This window comes from Marinilactibacillus psychrotolerans, from assembly GCF_900101525.1.
GTDB classification, from domain to species: Bacteria; Bacillota; Bacilli; order Lactobacillales; family Carnobacteriaceae_A; genus Marinilactibacillus; species Marinilactibacillus psychrotolerans.
The window spans coordinates 1-17985 of record NZ_FMZD01000004.1 but is presented as its reverse complement, the minus strand read 5'-3'; the positions used below and the strand labels follow the sequence as shown (position 1 = coordinate 17985).

At 35.0% G+C, this 17985-nt stretch carries 18 protein-coding genes; all 18 read right to left on the bottom strand.

Going from position 1 to position 17985, the window contains the following annotated elements; genetic code table 11:
• Nucleotides 1-4: 4 nt before the first annotated feature.
• Complete coding sequence (locus BLT22_RS02925; protein WP_218127229.1) at nucleotides 5-625, bottom strand: bifunctional 4-hydroxy-2-oxoglutarate aldolase/2-dehydro-3-deoxy-phosphogluconate aldolase; 621 nt, start codon at nucleotides 623-625, stop codon at nucleotides 5-7.
• 18 nt (nucleotides 626-643) lie between these two features.
• Nucleotides 644-2722 (bottom strand): BglG family transcription antiterminator, encoded by a 2079-nt coding sequence (locus BLT22_RS02920; protein WP_091760513.1) that lies wholly within the window; start codon nucleotides 2720-2722, stop codon nucleotides 644-646.
• Nucleotides 2723-2950: 228 nt separating this feature from the next.
• Nucleotides 2951-3886, bottom strand: coding sequence for a D-ribose ABC transporter substrate-binding protein (locus tag BLT22_RS02915; RefSeq protein WP_091760511.1), 936 nt, complete (start codon nucleotides 3884-3886; stop codon nucleotides 2951-2953).
• Nucleotides 3887-3904: 18 nt separating this feature from the next.
• Nucleotides 3905-4867, bottom strand: a complete 963-nt coding sequence (gene rbsC, locus BLT22_RS02910; protein WP_091760508.1) for a ribose ABC transporter permease — start codon at nucleotides 4865-4867, stop codon at nucleotides 3905-3907.
• On the bottom strand, nucleotides 4867-6348 hold the full coding sequence (locus BLT22_RS02905) for a sugar ABC transporter ATP-binding protein (protein ID WP_091760505.1): 1482 nt from the start codon (nucleotides 6346-6348) through the stop codon (nucleotides 4867-4869). Before BLT22_RS02905 ends, rbsC begins: the two co-directional genes overlap by 1 nt.
• 11 nt (nucleotides 6349-6359) lie before the next feature.
• Nucleotides 6360-6761: a D-ribose pyranase gene (gene rbsD, locus BLT22_RS02900; protein ID WP_091760502.1), complete on the bottom strand. Its 402-nt coding sequence runs from the start codon at nucleotides 6759-6761 to the stop codon at nucleotides 6360-6362.
• Nucleotides 6736-7650, bottom strand: a complete 915-nt coding sequence (locus BLT22_RS02895; protein WP_091760500.1) for a ribokinase — start codon at nucleotides 7648-7650, stop codon at nucleotides 6736-6738. Before BLT22_RS02895 ends, rbsD begins: the two co-directional genes overlap by 26 nt.
• 10 nt (nucleotides 7651-7660) lie before the next feature.
• Entirely contained in the window at nucleotides 7661-8626 is a 966-nt protein-coding gene (locus BLT22_RS02890) for a LacI family DNA-binding transcriptional regulator (RefSeq protein WP_072693082.1), read from the bottom strand.
• A 232-nt stretch (nucleotides 8627-8858) separates the two neighbouring features.
• Nucleotides 8859-10256, bottom strand: coding sequence for a Mur ligase family protein (locus BLT22_RS02885; protein WP_091760497.1), 1398 nt, complete (start codon nucleotides 10254-10256; stop codon nucleotides 8859-8861).
• A 369-nt stretch (nucleotides 10257-10625) separates the two neighbouring features.
• Nucleotides 10626-11222 (bottom strand): TraX family protein, encoded by a 597-nt coding sequence (locus tag BLT22_RS02880; protein ID WP_176935300.1) that lies wholly within the window; start codon nucleotides 11220-11222, stop codon nucleotides 10626-10628.
• A 188-nt stretch (nucleotides 11223-11410) separates the two neighbouring features.
• Complete coding sequence (locus BLT22_RS02875) at nucleotides 11411-12019, bottom strand: class I SAM-dependent methyltransferase (RefSeq protein WP_371861794.1); 609 nt, start codon at nucleotides 12017-12019, stop codon at nucleotides 11411-11413.
• A 32-nt stretch (nucleotides 12020-12051) separates the two neighbouring features.
• On the bottom strand, nucleotides 12052-12951 hold the full coding sequence (locus BLT22_RS02870; RefSeq protein WP_091760486.1) for an NAD(P)/FAD-dependent oxidoreductase: 900 nt from the start codon (nucleotides 12949-12951) through the stop codon (nucleotides 12052-12054).
• 71 nt (nucleotides 12952-13022) lie between these two features.
• Nucleotides 13023-13436, bottom strand: coding sequence for an Rrf2 family transcriptional regulator (locus BLT22_RS02865; RefSeq protein ID WP_091760483.1), 414 nt, complete (start codon nucleotides 13434-13436; stop codon nucleotides 13023-13025).
• 119 nt (nucleotides 13437-13555) lie between these two features.
• Entirely contained in the window at nucleotides 13556-13909 is a 354-nt protein-coding gene (locus BLT22_RS02860; protein ID WP_091760480.1) for a DUF2200 domain-containing protein, read from the bottom strand.
• 26 nt (nucleotides 13910-13935) lie between these two features.
• On the bottom strand, nucleotides 13936-15417 hold the full coding sequence (locus tag BLT22_RS02855; RefSeq protein WP_091760477.1) for an amidase family protein: 1482 nt from the start codon (nucleotides 15415-15417) through the stop codon (nucleotides 13936-13938).
• Between the two features lie 13 nt (nucleotides 15418-15430).
• Nucleotides 15431-15820, bottom strand: a complete 390-nt coding sequence (locus tag BLT22_RS02850; RefSeq protein WP_176935298.1) for a GFA family protein — start codon at nucleotides 15818-15820, stop codon at nucleotides 15431-15433.
• A 163-nt stretch (nucleotides 15821-15983) separates the two neighbouring features.
• On the bottom strand, nucleotides 15984-17417 hold the full coding sequence (locus tag BLT22_RS02845) for a 6-phospho-beta-glucosidase (RefSeq protein WP_091760471.1): 1434 nt from the start codon (nucleotides 17415-17417) through the stop codon (nucleotides 15984-15986).
• 233 nt (nucleotides 17418-17650) lie between these two features.
• Nucleotides 17651-17985 (bottom strand): IS30 family transposase (locus BLT22_RS02840; RefSeq protein WP_143020616.1); only part of this gene is annotated, 335 nt, incomplete at its 5' end.

Genomic DNA, 17985 nt, shown 5'->3' with positions numbered 1-17985 from the left:
CCTTTTAATTTATTGCTTCTTCAAATGCTCTTAATGACTGTTTGAGACCTTCAATATTTTTGTGCTCAATATCTTCTTTTTTAAATAAACTAGAGCCTACTCCTAAATACTTTGCGCCATTCATTAAGTATGCCTTTGCATTATTTTTATTGATTCCACCAACAGCCATAAGTGGTAAATCGCCTAAAGGACCTTTTAAAGCTTTCATGTGATCAATAGCAATAGAAGCTGCAGGGAAAACTTTTATAATATCTGCTCCGTCTTCTACTAATTTCCATACTTCTGTAGGTGTTAACCCTGAAGGGACCGTTAAAACACCATGGTTCTTGCAGTAATTCAAAGTTTCTCTATCTAATGCAATTGGGGATAAAACAAATCTCGCTCCTGAATCAATCGCAATTTTTGCTTCATCTAAATTCTTTACTGTTCCTGCTCCAATCCACATTCTTTTTCCATATTTTTTTGAAGCAGCTTTTATAGTAGTAAACGCATCTGGAGAATTCAGTGTAATTTCTACTGCATATTCTCTTCTACTTTTTTCCAACTCTTCTATAGCAATCATTACTTGGTCTTTGCTGAACCCTCTAAATATGACAGTAATGATTGGAAACTGATTTATATTCAATGACTAAACCTCTCTTTCTTATACCTTTATTTCAAAATCCAATAACTTTGTTCTTATTATTTCAATAACTTCTTCGGCATTATGCTTACTCATTAATTCTTTCATCAATTCAGTATCTTCTGCCAATTTTTGTAATTGAAGAATCGCTTTTAGATGATTTGTTTTTTCTTCAATAGCTAGCGGCACAACAATTTGAACTTTATGTTTATTCTTAAACTGAATAGGTCTTTTCAAGATCAACATAGAAAAGCCATCATTTAGTATTTGATTAGGCCTATCAGCATGGGGGATCGCCATCGTTTCTCCTAAAAAGCTATACGTGTGTTCTGTATCATTTTCGTTGATTAAGGTTTCGATATATTGCGGCGTGATTTTTTGTTCCTCAACCAATGGAGCGCAGGCTAGACGAATTCCCTCTTTCCAATCATCTACTTCCTCAATAAACCGAATCCGTTCTTCGTTAAGATAATTCAATAAAGAAGGTAAAGAAGATTCGAATTCAACAGGATCTTTCGTTTCCACATTACTATTTAATATATTTTTCAAACTAGAAACTAATTGGTCTTCATCATAAATTTTGGCATGTTTTTTTATTACAGATAATAATCTAGTAATCGAAAGCTCTTTTTTATCAATCCCTAAATGTTGATAAACTTGTTTTTGTAATGCTTGTTTTTCTTTCTCAGTAATAAGTGGATTCAATAGAAAAGTTTTCTGATCTGTTTCTAGAGGTACTGTAGAAAAGGCAATATCAAAGTCTCTTGTATATTCTTTAAATTCTCGTATAGAAAGAACATTTAAAAATATAAAATCCGGAAAGAGCTCTTTTAGAGAGTAATTTAGAATCCTGGAAATTGAAATTCCATTTGTACAAACCACTACCGCTTTGATCTTGTTTTCTAAAGATATACCTTGATTCAATAGTTCCGCTCCAAAGAAAAAGGTCAGTAAAGCAATTTCGTTATTATTAAATATTCTATTTGTCAACTTTTCAATAGGCTGTATAATCTCTTTGATAATTTCGAATAGAACTGTGTAGCTCTCTTCTCTTTCTATATAATCTAGATACCAGTCATTCTTCAAACTAATTTGATATTTCACCCGATAATAGGCAGGTCGCAGGTGTTGAGCCAATCTCTCGAGTAAATATTGTTTATTAGAAATCGTTAGATAAGTTTTTTCTTCAAACAGCCAAATCATTTCTTTAATGGCCATAATCAAGTCCTTATCTTCAACCACATTTTTAGTAGAATCTTGAAAGTTTGCAGTAAGAAATTGTAGAATCAACCATTCTCTTTCTTGATCAAGCAGATTTATAAAAGGTATTAAGTGTTCATTTATCACCTCATATTCTCTTGTATCTCGAAAATCAACTACAGATTCATGCCATGACCTTTTCAATACATTTCCTTGATTTACTCTTCTTTTATTAACTAAAAGCAACCAAGGTAAAACAGCTAAGCTTTGATCTGTATATTGAATACCAAGTACTTCTTCTATTTTTTCAATGACAGGAAGAACGGCTTCTACATTTAATTGTCCAATTTTTTCTAAATAGTATTGACCTTTATACATTTGAAGAATTTTTTCCAATAAAGAATTGAGCAATTTTCGGATTATCAATTCTTCTCCTTCGATTTTATAGCCTTCTGCTCTAGTGTAACTAATGGCTAACCCGTAATTACTTAGCCCTTCATTTGCAACTTTTATATCTCTCACTACTGTATTTTTACTAACTTCTAGGATATCCGTAATATGAGCCAGTGATAGTTCTTCTTTTTTCGATAAAAGATAGAATACTAAAAGAATCGTACGTTCTTTCTCAGTTGGTACATATTCCAATTGTTCTGACTCATCTTGTTGACTACTTAAGTTAGTAAAATATTGAATAACTTTCTGATCTAATGAAAAACTGCCGTTTTTACTCCGCTTGATTGTTGGCAAACAATTACTCTCTAGCCAACCATTTATTTTCTTAATTGAGTAATTGATTTGCCTTCTTGTTAACTGAAATTCCTTTTCTAAATCAGCAATTCGATTATTTGGGTTTTGGACTAGTAATTCAATAATTGAATAGCTTCGCTTATCTAAAAGCATGTTCTTCCCTCCTGACACTTTTCATTATAAGGGCTTACTGACAGTAATTGTATAGGCTTTCATACCAAATAATGAATTATACGATGACTTACTTTGTCATAGATGGGTATACAACATTAAAAAACCACCTAAATCTTATCTTAGCAGATTTAGGCGGTTTCAATTTCAAATATTTATAATATGATAGATGATTTTAAGGGTAATAGTTATTCTCGTCTTTTCAAAATTTTATTCAGCAGTCATCAATTCTAATGGAGAAGAAATTACGTTTTCTACATCTTTTCCTGAGACATAGTCATAGGCTGCTTGCACTGCTAATGAGCCCATTTCATATGGTTGTTGCGCTACTGTTGCATCTAATCGACCTTCTTCGATTTGAGCAAGTGCATCTTCATTTCCGTCAAATCCGATTACTACAATATCTTCTAATCCTGCTGCTTCTATAGCTTCTATAGCACCCAATGCCATTTCATCATTTTGAGCAAATACAGCATCAATATCTGAGTTGGATTGTAGTAGGTTTTCCATTACGGTTAATCCTTCTGATCGGCTAAAATTAGCAGATTGACTATCTACAATATCTAATTTTTCATTTGCCACATTATTAAATCCTTCACCACGTTCATTAGCAGCAGATGCTCCTGGGGTTCCTTCTAGTTGAACAACTTTAGCATTTTCTCCCACAAGCTCAACTATGTGTTCAGCAGCCATTTCTCCGCCTTGAACATTGTCTGAAGCAATTAATGTAACGACTTCTCCACCTTCACTTGAACGGTCTAAGGTAATGACAGGGATCCCAGCTGCATTAGCAGATTCAATCGCTGGTGTGATGGCATCAGAATCTACTGGATTGATTAAAAGAACATCTACGCCTTGTTGAATCAAATCATCAATCCCATTAATTTGTGTAGCTGTATCGTCTTGAGCATCAACTGTTCGCACTGTCGTACCATTTTCTTCGGCTTTATCTTCTACCCCTTCTTGCAGCTGACCAAAAAATGGATTATTTAATGTTGAAATAGATAGACCAATAGTCATTTCATCTGGAGATATTTCCGCTACTTTTTCACTTTCGTCAGATTGTTCGCCTTCTAATGTTGCTGAACCACAAGCTCCTAAAAGAAACATTGTAAAGATTGTTAATAGTCCAAAAAGTTTTTTCATGTTAATTCCTCCATTTATCTATTTTTTTCTGTCTAACAATACTGCAATAATAATAACGATTCCTCTAACTACTTGCTGATAAAAACTAGATACGCCAAGGAGATTTAATCCATTATTTAATGTTCCAATAATCAACGCCCCAATAAGTGTTCCCACTATACGTCCTTTTCCTCCTGCTAAGCTTGTGCCACCAATTACTACAGCAGCAATTGCATCTAATTCATAAGCGGTCCCGGCAGTAGGTTGTGCAGAATTTAATCTCGAAGTTAAAATCAGTCCGGCTAGCGCTGACATCATTCCTGAAATGGCATAGACGGTATATTTAACTCTATCACTTTTGATCCCAGCTATATAAGATGCATTTTCATTCCCCCCAATCGCAAAAGTCTTACGACCAAATGTCATTTTGTGTAAAAGAACAAATAGTATCCCGAAGGCAATAGCCATTAATACTACTGGGAATGGTATTCCGAATAGATACCCCCTTCCAAAAAATAAAAATGTGAAGTCATCACTAAATCCTGTGATGGGATTTCCTTCTGTATAAACTAACGTTAATCCACGAAATATTGTCATTGTAGCAAGTGTTGCGATAAATGGTGCTACTTTCCCTTTGGTAATCACAATACCATTCAGTAATCCTAACGCTGCCCCTATCAATAGACCAGCAAAAATCGCAACAACAGGTGGTACACCTGCCGCTAGAATCCCAGCAGTCAAAGCTCCACTAAGCGCTAGTGTGGATCCTACTGATAAATCAATTCCTCCGGTAATGATAACGAATGTCATACCAAAGGCAATTAAAGCATTCACAGATACTTGTCTTAAAAGATTTAAAAGGTTTGTCGGACTGATAAAATTTGTATTCAAAAAGGTTACCACAGTAACTAGAACTATTAGGGCAATTAGTGGCCCTAACTTCCTAAATAATTCACTTCTTTTAGCTTTTGTTTGAGCAATACTTTTAGATTTAGCTTCCATTAAGATCCTCCTGTTGCTAATGTCATAATTTTTTCTTCAGATAAAGATTCTTTTGAGAGTTCTCCTGCTATTTTTCCTTCATGAACTACAATCACCCGATCACTAACGCCGATTACTTCTGGTAAGTCGCTCGATACCATAATAATACCAACGCCTCTTTCCGTTAATTCTTTCATTAAACTATAGATCTCTTTTTTGGCTCCTACATCTACTCCACGAGTTGGTTCGTCTAGAATCAATACTTTCGATCCAGCACCAATCCATTTGGCAAGCACAACTTTCTGCTGATTCCCTCCCGAAAGAGCAGATGCCGGCAACTCCATATCTGTTGTTTTAACCGTCAATCTTTTAATTAGTAGCTCTACAAACTCTGCTTCTTCTTTACGATTGATCCAACCATATTTAGAAAATTCTTCAAAAGCCGTCATGCTGATATTATCTCGTATAGAGAAATCTAAAAATAATCCTTCGTCTTTGCGATTTTCTGTTAGGAATCCAATTCCTTTTGAAATAGCATCATTCGGCGTTTTTATCTCTACTTTTTCACCTTCTAAAAATATTTCCCCTTTTTCTAATCGATCAATCCCAAATATTGCCCGCATGATTTCCGTACGACCTGATCCCATTAATCCAGAAAATCCAATTATTTCACCTGAATGTAGCTTGAAAGAAATTTCATTAAAAAGGTTAAATCGAGATAGTTCTTTAACCTCTAATACCATCTCTCCCTTCTCGCTTTCGATAGTTGGGTAATAATCCTCTAAGTCTCTTCCAACCATTTGACGAACAATTTCATCATAATATGTGTCCTTGGTAGGTTTAGTACTGATTGAGATTCCATCTCTCATAACTGTTACCCGGTCACTAATTTTAAAAATCTCTTCCATCCGATGAGAAATGTAAACAATCGCTACATTTTTTTCCTTAAGTTGATTTATTATCTTGAATAATAGCTCAATTTCTCTATCCGTTAATGCAGCTGTTGGCTCATCCATTATGATGACCTTGGTCTCGTTCATTAAGGTTTTTGCAATCTCAACTAATTGTTGTTGTCCTACACTTAATGTCTTCATTTGTTTGTCGAAGTCTATTTGGATACCAAGTTCTCGAAAAATATTGTCTGCCTTATTCTGCATCTCTTTGGTTTTTATCCAACCAAAACTAGTTTTCATTTCTTTTCCCATAAATAAATTTTCTAAAACTGTCATTTCTGGCCATGTAATCATTTCCTGATGAATAAAGCTAATCCCATAATTTTCAGCTGCTTTGGGACTATCAAATAGCTGCTCTTTTCCATCAATAAATATTTGTCCCTCATCTTTTTTGTGCAACCCTGTCATAATATTCATTAAGGTGGATTTTCCAGCTCCATTTTCTCCCATTAGTGCATGTACTTCACCCGCTTGTAGATCAAAGTCCACTCCTCTCAAGACATAATTGCTGCCAAAAGATTTAGTAACCCCTTTCATTTCTATGTTCATTTTTGCACCTCCTAGAATAATACTCCGGATTGTAAAATCACATTTGCATAGGGTGTTGCTTCTCCAGTTCGAATAATTGTTTTAGAAAATTGAGACTGTTTTTTAAATTCTTCATGTTGTATATAAACAACTTCAATATCAGAACTTTTTAATTTTTCTACTGTTCTTTTATTAAGGTTCGAATTTTTACCTTTTATTTCTTCAGCCAATATCGCTTTTTCTATCTTCATTTCATTCATCATTAAGTTTAATAACTCTTCAAAACTGGGTATGCCTTCATATATCGATAGATCAATTTTTTTCACTCCATCAGGAACTGGCAACCCGCAATCTGCAATAATCAATTGATCTGTATGCCCCATATCCGCTAATATTTTACTGATTTCGCTATTCAAGATCCCATTTTTTTTCATATTCTATTCTTCCCTTCATTTCTTTTAATGTCGGCATTCCATTTTGTGCTCCCTTATTTTGAATAGCAATAGCTGCAGCTAAATTCCCGAATTTTATACTTTCTTCTATCTGCAGACCCGAGGTAACCGCTACAGCAAATGCTCCATTAAAGGTATCTCCTGCCCCTGTTGTATCTTCTACATTTTCTACGGGTATTGACGGGACTTTAATAATAGATTTACCATCATGGAATATGGCTCCTTTTGAACCTAAAGTTACTATTAATTTTTTTGGATATTGTGTTAAGACATCTTTTAATTTTTCATTAGGAAACATCGTCTTAAACTCCGTTTCATTTGGAGTCAGAAATGTTAATTTATCAATAGTATTCTTTGCTATTGTTCTAGCTGGAGCTGGATTTAATAAAACAGGCACATTCTCCAGATTACATAAATCAATTAAACTTTCTACCGTTTCTTCTTTTGTCTCATTTTGTACCAAAACTAAATCAATTTTTTCATCTTTTCTATTTTCAAAGTAAGTTCTGACCGCTAGTGGATTATATTCAGCATTTGCTCCTGGTACATATATAATTGAATTATCTCCTTCAACCAAAGTGATCACTGCAGAACCAGAAGGTGAATGTGTAACCCGTTCCACATTGCTTATATTTATATTATTATTTTGAAGATTCTGTAAAAGTCTTTCCGCAAATTCATCTCCTCCAACAGCTCCTAGTATCGATGTCTTTGCTCCTAAACGAGCGCAAGCAACGGCTTGATTAGCTCCTTTTCCTCCAAAATCTGTGGTAAAACTTGTTCCTTCTATCGTTTCTCCAACAAGAGGTCTCTTATTAGCTCCAACAATGAAATCTGTTGATATACTTCCTACTACTACAATATTTGACATTTTCAAGCTCCTATCTTAAAGTATCTCGACAAACCAGATCCGGTTTTAAAATAACTCTTTTTTGTGTAATTGATTTTTTTTCAATTAAATTAAATAACATTTTTGCTCCTCTGTGCCCTACTTCATAAGCTGGTTGAGCAATAGTAGTAAGCCCCGGAAACATGTAGCGGCTAAAAGGCATATCATCATAACCAATGATCTGTATATCCTGTGGAATACGATACCCCCGTCTCATCGCTTCTTTCATAACGGCTAGTGCGTATACATCATTACTTGCTATTACACTATCAAAATTTTCAAAGGTTTCAAAAAGGCTTCTTGCTATTTTTTCTGCTTTATCAACTTGATAAGTATTTGTTTCAAAGATTTTATAATTTATATTAGATCGGTTTAAGATTTGAAGGTTTCCAGTAAGACGATCATTAGCTCCTGGTACTTTTTTAGGTCCCGCCATTACAATAACGCTCTCTGCTCTTGCTTCTTTAATTGCCTTAGCTGCTAGTTTACCGCCCAAGAGATCATCAGTAGAAATGGAATAGTCTTCTTTTTCCATTGCTCTATCTAATAAAACAAATGGTATGGTTGATTTAGCATCTTTTTGTATAGCGGAGGCTGACAATACTCCAGAAACATTATATTGTGAAAAAAACTTAACATAAGATTTTTCTTTTTCTAAATTATCTTCCACATTTCCAAGAATTACCATATATCCTTTTTCTTGAGCATAATCCTCTACTCCCTTTGCTAGTAAAGGAAAATATGGATTAGAGATATCAGGCAGTAATAATCCTATCATCTTAGATGTTTTTTGAAACAAGGATCTAGCCACTTCATTAGGATAATACTCTAAAGTTTTAATCGCTCTTTCTACCTTTTTTCTGGATTCTTCTCCCACATATCCACTATTATTTAACGTTCTTGAAACTGTGGCAACGGATACCCCAGCAAATTCTGCAACATCTTTGATTGTAGTCATCTTATCTCCCTCTATCTGTAACCGATTACACAATTAGTTTACCATCATTTTCTACTTTGTCAACTATAAATAATTATCTTCTAAAAAAAGCATGCTATCTAAAATAATTTACTAAGGATATACCTTTGCATATTAACTAAGAAACGTTTTTCAACATACAAAACTAGCTATATTAAGCCGATGAAACTCAAGACTTAACATAGCCAGTTAATTTTATTTTACTTACTCAATTTCAACCCATACCAATTATTTTAGAACCTACTACACTATCTATTGCCTCGTGGTCAACATTCGGATACATTTGCTTCAATAAATCTAATGTTTTTTTAGCTCCGGTATCCATTGAATGGGCTCCAGAAATCAATAAGATGTCATCCGGATTTAACCTTTCAACGCCTAGTTGCAGCGCATCGTCTAACTCCTCAAAAAAAGCTACATCTATTTTATTCTTCTGCATCACTTCTAAGAATGCTTCTAATTCTTCTTTTGTAACCTCATCTTTTTTCATTACATGCGATCGACTGGTTGTTAAAATGATGTTTTCTATATTCATTTTATTAAACCACCCTACTATTGATTCTGCAATTTCTTCGCTTAATTCTGGTCCATTACTTCCTCTTTTAACATATTCAAGAGGGATATTATTGATTAACGCGGTTAGAATTGCTGTTGTGGCATTATATATTGAGTGATAGCCTGGAACGGATAATTGAATCTTAAATTTTTCAGGGCTGATTTGTGTCCCATTTAATGTATTAAGGCGGGACATAATATTGACGGTAAAGGACGGCTTACCAGACGATAAATCGATATCCGTTATTTTAACAATCCCTGAACTATTTTCTATTCCAAAAGTTACGACCTGAGCTTCCGTTTGATTTACCAGCGGATTTAATATCGGCTCATCAATATTCAGAATTGCAAAGCTATTTTTTGGTGCATTTCTTATAAGTAGCGATTTTGCATCAAAATAAGCTTCAAAAGATTCATGTAATCTAATATGTTCAGGGCTAATATTAGTAAACGCCACTACATCAAATGCTGTTTTATGAACCCGTTTAAGTTCAAGTGCTGAAGAGGAGACCTCCATAGAAACATGAGATATTGCCTCATCTTCCATTTTTGCAAAGTATTTCTGTAAATCATAAGATTCTGGCGTTGTTAAAACACTAGTTTCTATCTCGTTATCAATTTTAGTAATAATCGTGCCGATTAGTCCTACTTTCAATTTATATGCTTTAAAGATCTCATCCGTCATATATGTAATTGTCGTTTTACCATTCGTTGCCGTGATACCAAAAATGTGCATAGACTTAGATGGTTGTTTAAAATAATTACTAGATATGGTAGCTAAAGCTTCTCGACTGTCCTTTACTTTAACCTGAAGAACATCCAAATCCTTAATGAACCGCTCTACAACAATAACAACAGCTCCTTTAGCAACAGCTTTTTCTGCATACTGATGACCGTCTGCTAGATGACCTTTGATGCAAACAAAGATTGTATCTTGGCTAACTTCTTTTGAGTGATAGGCTACATTTTTTATATTTAATTTTTCAGTATTCGTTTTTTCTTTAGCAAGACGTTTCGAATCAATCTCTACCGATTTTAATAGTTCTGTTAATTCCATTTTAATAGTGTCTCCTCCCAGAGATTGGTTACCGTAGCTTTAAAGAAATAATCAACTTTCGTTTCGTGAGTCTATTTAATAAGGGCTATCATTTAGTTTACTATTTATATGAAATTATGTCATTTAATTTGCTTATGTATACAAATAATAAAACGACTTCAAGTTATTGTTTATTTATCTGTTTCTCTTTTGGGAATAAAAACTATCAGTATCTTAAAGAATTATTTAACATAGTCGATGAATGTTTTGATTTATAAATTTACATGATTTGTCAGATTGCCAACCTTACTTTATATAGGTCGGCCCATTATAAAGAACGTCTGTTTCAAATTCCAGCTACTAGATTCAGGCTATTCTGTTGCTTAATTTCTATCTGTTTATCCACATTACAATCAGTATTAAAATACCTTGATGTGCTGGATAAAACACATAGAAAAAATATTTAGATACTTTAGGAAGTTTAAGGCTTATATTGCTTAGAAACAACGGCAGAGCCATTAAAGAAAATGCTTGAACCGAAATACCCATTATAAATTGTACAAGAATGGAAAATAAAATACCTTGATCGCGATCTTGTTCTTTTATCCAATATATTGCCCAACCAAATAACATACCATAAACTCCATATTCCACTGGGATACTCAGCAGTAAAAAGACGAATAAATATTTCTTGTATTTTATAGAAAGCGAAAATAGAGCAAGTAGGAATATTACATTTAACGTATTCGGAGTAATGGGCATAGATATTACTCCAAGCATTAATAATCGTGTTATATATTTTTTATAATTGTGGGTACGATTAGTCCCCTCTATAATGCCATACAAAAAACAGGGAAAAGCAATTCTTCCAATTACTCGCATCCATAATAACTGCGGAAACAAAAAATAGCCCATATGATCGATTAGCATCGTAATTATCCCAATCCATTTAATAGTGTTTAATTTATGGTCAAATTCTTTTTGCATGTCACGATTCCTTTCAAAGATGAATTTGGTTGATCTTATCATTTAAGTAACTTTAGTTTATTATAACAGGTTCCGTCTGCTTTTGAGACCCGTTATCTTGCAGCCGTATCTATACAGTAATAGAAATAAGCACTCTAAACGAATCCATACGTTTAAAGTGCTGGTTAGTGATTATTCAATTATTTATTTTAAATTTTTCTGGCACTCAATGCATAACGAGAAGCTTCCTGCCCTTCGTTCTCTTTCTCTGCATCATAGAATCGATCGATTTGTATCTGTTGAAATCCAATTGCTTCAAGTTCATTCTCTAAATCCGTACTGTCAATTCCGTGCCCATGATGATGGGCATTTATTTCTTGTTTCTGCATTTCAACGATTAGTAATTGTCCATTTAAGTTTAAGGCATCGTAGAATTGTGATAATAGATTTTTAGTATCTGTTATATGGTGTAATACTAGAGAAATAATAATCGTATCTGCTTTAATTGGTAAGATATCCTCTTCTTCAATATTCAAGCATAATGTGCTCGCCTTTTCCACATTTAAATCAGCTAGTTTGCTCTCTACTTCTTCAATCATCTTAGCTGAAGCATCCATAAATACTAGAGAATCAAATTCATCTATTAACTCCAAGCCGACTAACCCTGTCCCGCAACCAAAATCGATCGCTTTGCTAGTCTGTGTTCTATCCATTAACTCTCGAATAGCTTCAGCAGATCGTTTAGCCATTTCTATATTTCTTGGTGTATCGTAAGTAGCTGCCAGTTGATTAAATTTATCTAGATGTCCGATGATCAACACTCCATTTTTTTATTATTATATTGATTATACTAAATATTTTGAAAAGCTTCTTCGCAAGCATCGGCTATGATTCCTACCCCAGTCATATGCCCTTGGCTGGCAGAAACGATCAACTGAGAAGGTCCAGTTATTTCTCCCGCAGCATAAATCCCTTTTACATTCGTATGTCCCATCATATCCGCGGTAATATATCCTGCTTCATTCACTTCTATCCCTAACTGTTCTATAAAAGGAAGCGAATTGTCTAATACGGTTGTACAGAATCCGCCAGACCTTTCGACTTCTTCTCCATTTTTGAAAACAACACTTTTCAATTCTCCATTATTGCCTTTAAGTTCAGTAATTTTCTCTTCTATCAAACGAATATGATTGAGTTCGAAGACTTTTTTCTGCTCTGTATCAAAAACGCTATGACCATTAGTTGCTACAATCAAATCATCTGTCCAATTTTTTAATAACTTTATTACGTGTAAAGCTTGTGCAGATTCTGCTATTAATATCAAAGGTTTATCCTTCATTTCCCATCCATCACAGAATGGACATGAAAACAGACTGGTTCCATAATAGTTTTCAATTCCTGAAACTGCTGGCAGCGTTTCTTTGAGACCTGGAGTGATCACGACATTTTTAGTCTGAAGAATTTCACCCGCTTCTGTCGTTAATTCGAATAATGATTGATCAGTTTTTTTAATCTCTAATACCCTGCCGTCCTTTATAGCGATCGTCGGGTATTTCAGCAGGTCTCTTCTACCTTTCTCTTTGAAATCTGCTGGCTTTATGTTGTCTCTAGTTAAAAAAGCGTGAGATTCCTTTGTTACAGCATTTCTTGGTTTATTTTCGTCTATCAATACCACGTTTTTCTTTCCTCTTCCGGCTACTAAAGCTGCACTCATGCCAGCAGGACCTCCACCAATTACAACTACATCCATCCTATTCAATCCTCCTATAACCTCTATTAAAGATCTACAATATCTATAATTAAAACAAAATTAGCTCATCACTAATTTTCAGTATGCATTTCAGACAATATTTTGGCAATGGTTTTATTTGCTAGTTCTTCTTCCATCTTGTTTTCAACATCTGACATCGCTCGTTCAATTAAGCAAGATTTGTTCCACTTGCCATCATGGGACATTGTACAGTTGAGTAAAGATTCATAACCTTCTGTTGCTCGAATCACATCTAAAAATGTACATTCCTCTGGTGCTCGTAACAATCTATACCCACCCTTTACTCCAGGAGTAGACTCAATCAGATTTGCTTTGGCAAGCTTAGTCAATATTTTAGACAGATATGTCGGGGACAGCTTTTGACGACTCGCTAAATCTTCTACTTTAATCGCCTCATTACCTGATTCCATCGCCAAATGGACCATTGAATGCAATGCATAATTCGTTGCTTTTGAGAATTTCATCATTTACTTCCTTTAATTACAGATTCGTTTTGTCTTTAATTGAATATAACGAAAGTACAGATTAAAGTCAATACATTAAAAGTTATTTATTCAACCTATTGACTCACTCTGTATCTTACTTATCCTTCACGGAAAATTTTTTCCATTGCTTTCCCTTTTGCTAACTCATCTATCATCTTATCCAGATATCTGATCTCCTGCATGATGGGTTCTTCAATGTCTTCAACTCGTATCCCGCAAATCACACCTTTGATTTGTCTTCTATAAGGATTCATCTGAGGAGCTTCTTTAAAAAAGATTTCAAATTCTGTTTGTTTTTCTATTTGAGCTTCTATTTCCTTTTGACTATATCCGGTTAACCAGCGGATAATCTCATCTACTTCAGCTTTCGTCCGTCCTTTTTTCTTTGCTTTAGTAATATAATGTGGGTAAACTCTGGCAAAACTCATTGTATAAATTTTGTGTTTCGTCATCCTGATCCTCCTGTTCTATTTATCTATCAAAAGGGACTTCTTCTATACTTTGTGCTTTGTTCAAAGGCATAGGCACATTCAAGTAGAACTGATTCAGCATAAGCGCTGGCTGTGAAAGTCATACCTACCGGTTCGCCTGCTTCTGTATAGCCAGCTGGAACAGTTATTGATGGATAACCAGCTTTGGCAGGAATCATAGCTCCTGCATTATTTGGAGTGATGACCGCATCCAAGTTATGCTCGTCTATTACAGCATCGATTCCGTTTTCTCTAGATTGTTTTTGGTCAAAAACTAGACTTTTCAAGTATGCAGTCTCTGTTAGCTGACCACTTGTTGCTTCTGCTTGATAAAATAAAGCTTGCCCATATTTCAATGCTCTTTTACCTATTTGACGATTTCCATTAATGAGATCATTTAGTGTATGCAATCCTATAGAAGCGTCGATCGTCTTCAAATACGTTTCCACAGCTGCTTTGAATTCATAAATCATTACATTGATGTTCCAATTTTCATTAGCTGAAGGAATGGAAATATCTTCTACAACCTTTGCACCGGCTTTTTTCATCTCTTCTATTGCTTGGTTTATCAAAATTTGTTTTTCTGTGTCTACATAATCAAAGAAAGGCTTTCGTGTAATCCCGATTCGTTTTCCTTTTAATCCCTTACTTGAGAGACACTTTGTATAATCTATCGCTAGATTTGGATTGGTTTCCGTGATTGGATCTTTTTTATCGTAACCTTGTAAGAGATTTAGTAGTATTGCTGCATCTTCTACCGTTCTGGTCATCGGACCTGCTGTATCTTGTGTATGAGAAATGGGTATAATTCCACTGCGACTAATTAAGCCAACCGTTGGTTTTAATCCAACTAGTGAATTCTGACTTGCCGGACTCAATATTGAGCCGGATGTTTCAGTTCCAATACCAGCTACGGCTAAATTAGCGGCTACTGCAGAACCCGAACCGGCGCTAGATCCTCCGACCATAAATTCTTTCCCATATGGATTTAACGTTTGACCTCCACGTGAACTATATCCAGTTGGCATATCCTCTGCAATAAAATTTGCCCATTCCGTCAGATTTGTTTTGCCTAATATAATTGCTCCTGCTTTTCGTAATTGTTTAACTATAAATGCATCTGCTTTTGCGACGTGGTCTTTTAATAATAATGAACCTGCTGAAGTATGCATCTTATCTTTTGTATCAATATTATCTTTTGTATCAATATTATCTTTTGTATCAATATTATCTTTGATAACGATAGGGATCCCATGCAAATCCCCTTTTATTTTTCCACTTTTTCTTTCTATATCCAACTTATCTGCTAAATGCAAAGCGTCCGGATTTATTTCTATTAAAGCATTTAAATTTGGGCCTGAAGAATCAATTTCTGCAATACGTTCAAAATATGTGAGGACTAATTCTCTTGAAGTCGTTTCCCCTTTAGTTAAGGCATGCTGTAATTGTCGGATCGTCTTTTCTTCAATCCATTCTGTTCGTTTGCTCACTGTTTTTCCTCCGTTATGGTCGTTTAACTGTTTTATTTGCAAAAATATAGTAGTCTGGTTTGTCGTCGTAATAAATTTCTTTCTCAAAGTTCAAAACTGAGATTTGTTCATCGAACAACTCCGGATTTATTGCAGTCATCTGATGTTTTGTATTACGGAAAAATAAGAATGTTCCACATTGATTACAGAATCCTCGTTCAATCTCTTTGGATGAAGGATAGAGGCCGACTGTCTGTCTTTGATTGAAATGGATCTGGTCATCTGGGACTCTCTCGGTGTAAAACATAGGCCCAGCCGCCTGCTTTCTGCACATACTACAGTGGCAGACCGTCAAATCGTGCGTTATTTGGCTGACGGTAAGAACTGTTTTGCCACATAGACATTTCCCTTGCAAATTCTCCATTTTCATCACTCCTCGTTTGTTAGTCTTATTTTAAAGAAAGATGATTATCTCTACAATAGATAAAGAAACTTAACTAATAATAGATTAGAATATTAGAGATAATAAAAGAACGTCAGCTATATCCAGCTGACGTCCCTATTCTTCATTACCTGTTGTCGATAAATTAACCGTTACTTACATCTTCCCCATTTGAAGCGATAACTTTTTTATACCAGTCAAATGATTTTTTCTTCGTACGTTTCAGTGTTCCATTACCATCGTTGTCACGGTCAACATAGATGAATCCGTAACGTTTTTTCATTTCACCCGTTCCGGCACTTACAAGGTCAATACATCCCCAAGAAGTGTAACCTATCAAATCAATACCGTCTAACTCAACAGCATCTTTCATTGCTTTGATATGCTCGGCCATGTAAGAGATTCTATAGTCATCTTCTACGTAGCCATTTTCGTCTGGTTGATCAACTGCGCCTAGCCCATTTTCTACGATGAACAATGGTTTTTGGTAACGATCATAGATATCGTTCATTGTAATGCGTAGTCCTAATGGATCAATTTGCCATCCCCACTCACTTGCTTCTAGATAAGGATTTTTGATTGAAGCAAAGATATTTCCAGCAGTTTTTTCGTTCACTTTAGGATCGCCTGAAGCTACACGAGATGAATAATAAGAGAATGAAATAAAGTCGACAGTATTTTTTTTCAATAATTCTTTGTCGCCTTCTTCGAATGGAATCTCGATATTTTCACGTTCTAATTCTTTGATCGCGTACGCAGGGTATTCTCCTCGAGACTGTACATCGATGAAGAAGTAGTTTTCGTGATCTTCTTGTTGAGCTGCGAATACATCTACTGGATTTGGTGTGTTTGGATAGTATTTACCCGCTGCCAGCATACAACCAACTTGGTTTTCAGGATCTACTTCATGCGCAATTTTAGTTGCCAATGCACTAGCAATTAATTCATGGTGAGCAGCCTGGTATTTCACTTGTTTCTGATTTTCGCCTTCGTCAAATGCTAATCCAGCACCCATAAATGGAGCATGCAGGATCATATTGATTTCATTGAAAGTTAACCAGTATTTTACTAATCCTTTATAGCGATTGAAGATTGCACGACAAAGGTTCTCGTAGAAACCAACCATCTTACGGTTACGCCATCCACCATACTCTTTAATTAAGTGCATCGGGCAATCAAAGTGAGTAATAGTAACTAACGGCTCGATACCATATTTATGACATTCTTTGAATAAGTCTTCATAAAATTTCAAGCCAGCTTCGTTTGGTTCTGTTTCGTCCCCTTTAGGGAAAATGCGAGTCCAGGCAATAGACAGACGGTACGTTTTAAAGCCCATTTCCCCAAACAATGCAATATCTTCTTTGAAACGGTTATAGTGATCGATTGCTTCTTTAGCTGGATAGAAATGGTCCTCATCGAAGTCAAAATGTTTTACTTGTCCTGTAATGATTGGTCCACGGTCTTCTCCAACGGGTACCACGTCAACGTTCGCTAATCCACGTCCGTCTTGATCGTATCCACCTTCAAGCTGATTGGCAGCAGTTGCGCCGCCCCATAGAAAATCTTTTCTAAATGCCATTATATATGTTCCTCCTTGAGTATATTGTCTGTTTCAAGACAGTAAAAACTATTTGTTATAGACTTATTGTATAAGATGTAATCCATTACATACAAGCGCTTTATTGTAAAACTTCAATCAAGAAAGATTATTGGTAATTATAAAAATAACGTGAATAGATGAAATCATTTCTTTATACTGGAAGTAGACGTATCAACCAATATTTTAAAGGAGTTTTTTCAATTTCTCGTTTGTCAAATTAAGCTAGACGGTTTCCAATCTGATACATGCTCATGAAAAACTTCCATAGGGGTTCTATAATCTAAAGACTTTCTAGGAATCGTATTTCTGTAGTTTGAAACAGAAGAAATAAAGGATTGATCGGTTTTATTAAAGTCCATCTGTTTTGGCAGTCCGTCACGTCGAAGCAATCCGTTAGAGTGTTCATTCAGCCCACGCTGAGACGGACAACCAGGATCTGCAAAGAAAATAGAAATATCATGGTGGTTACTAACTGATTTCCAATTAGAGAACTCTTTTCCACAATCAAAAGTGATTGATTTAAAAGAATGGGAAGGGATACTGGAAA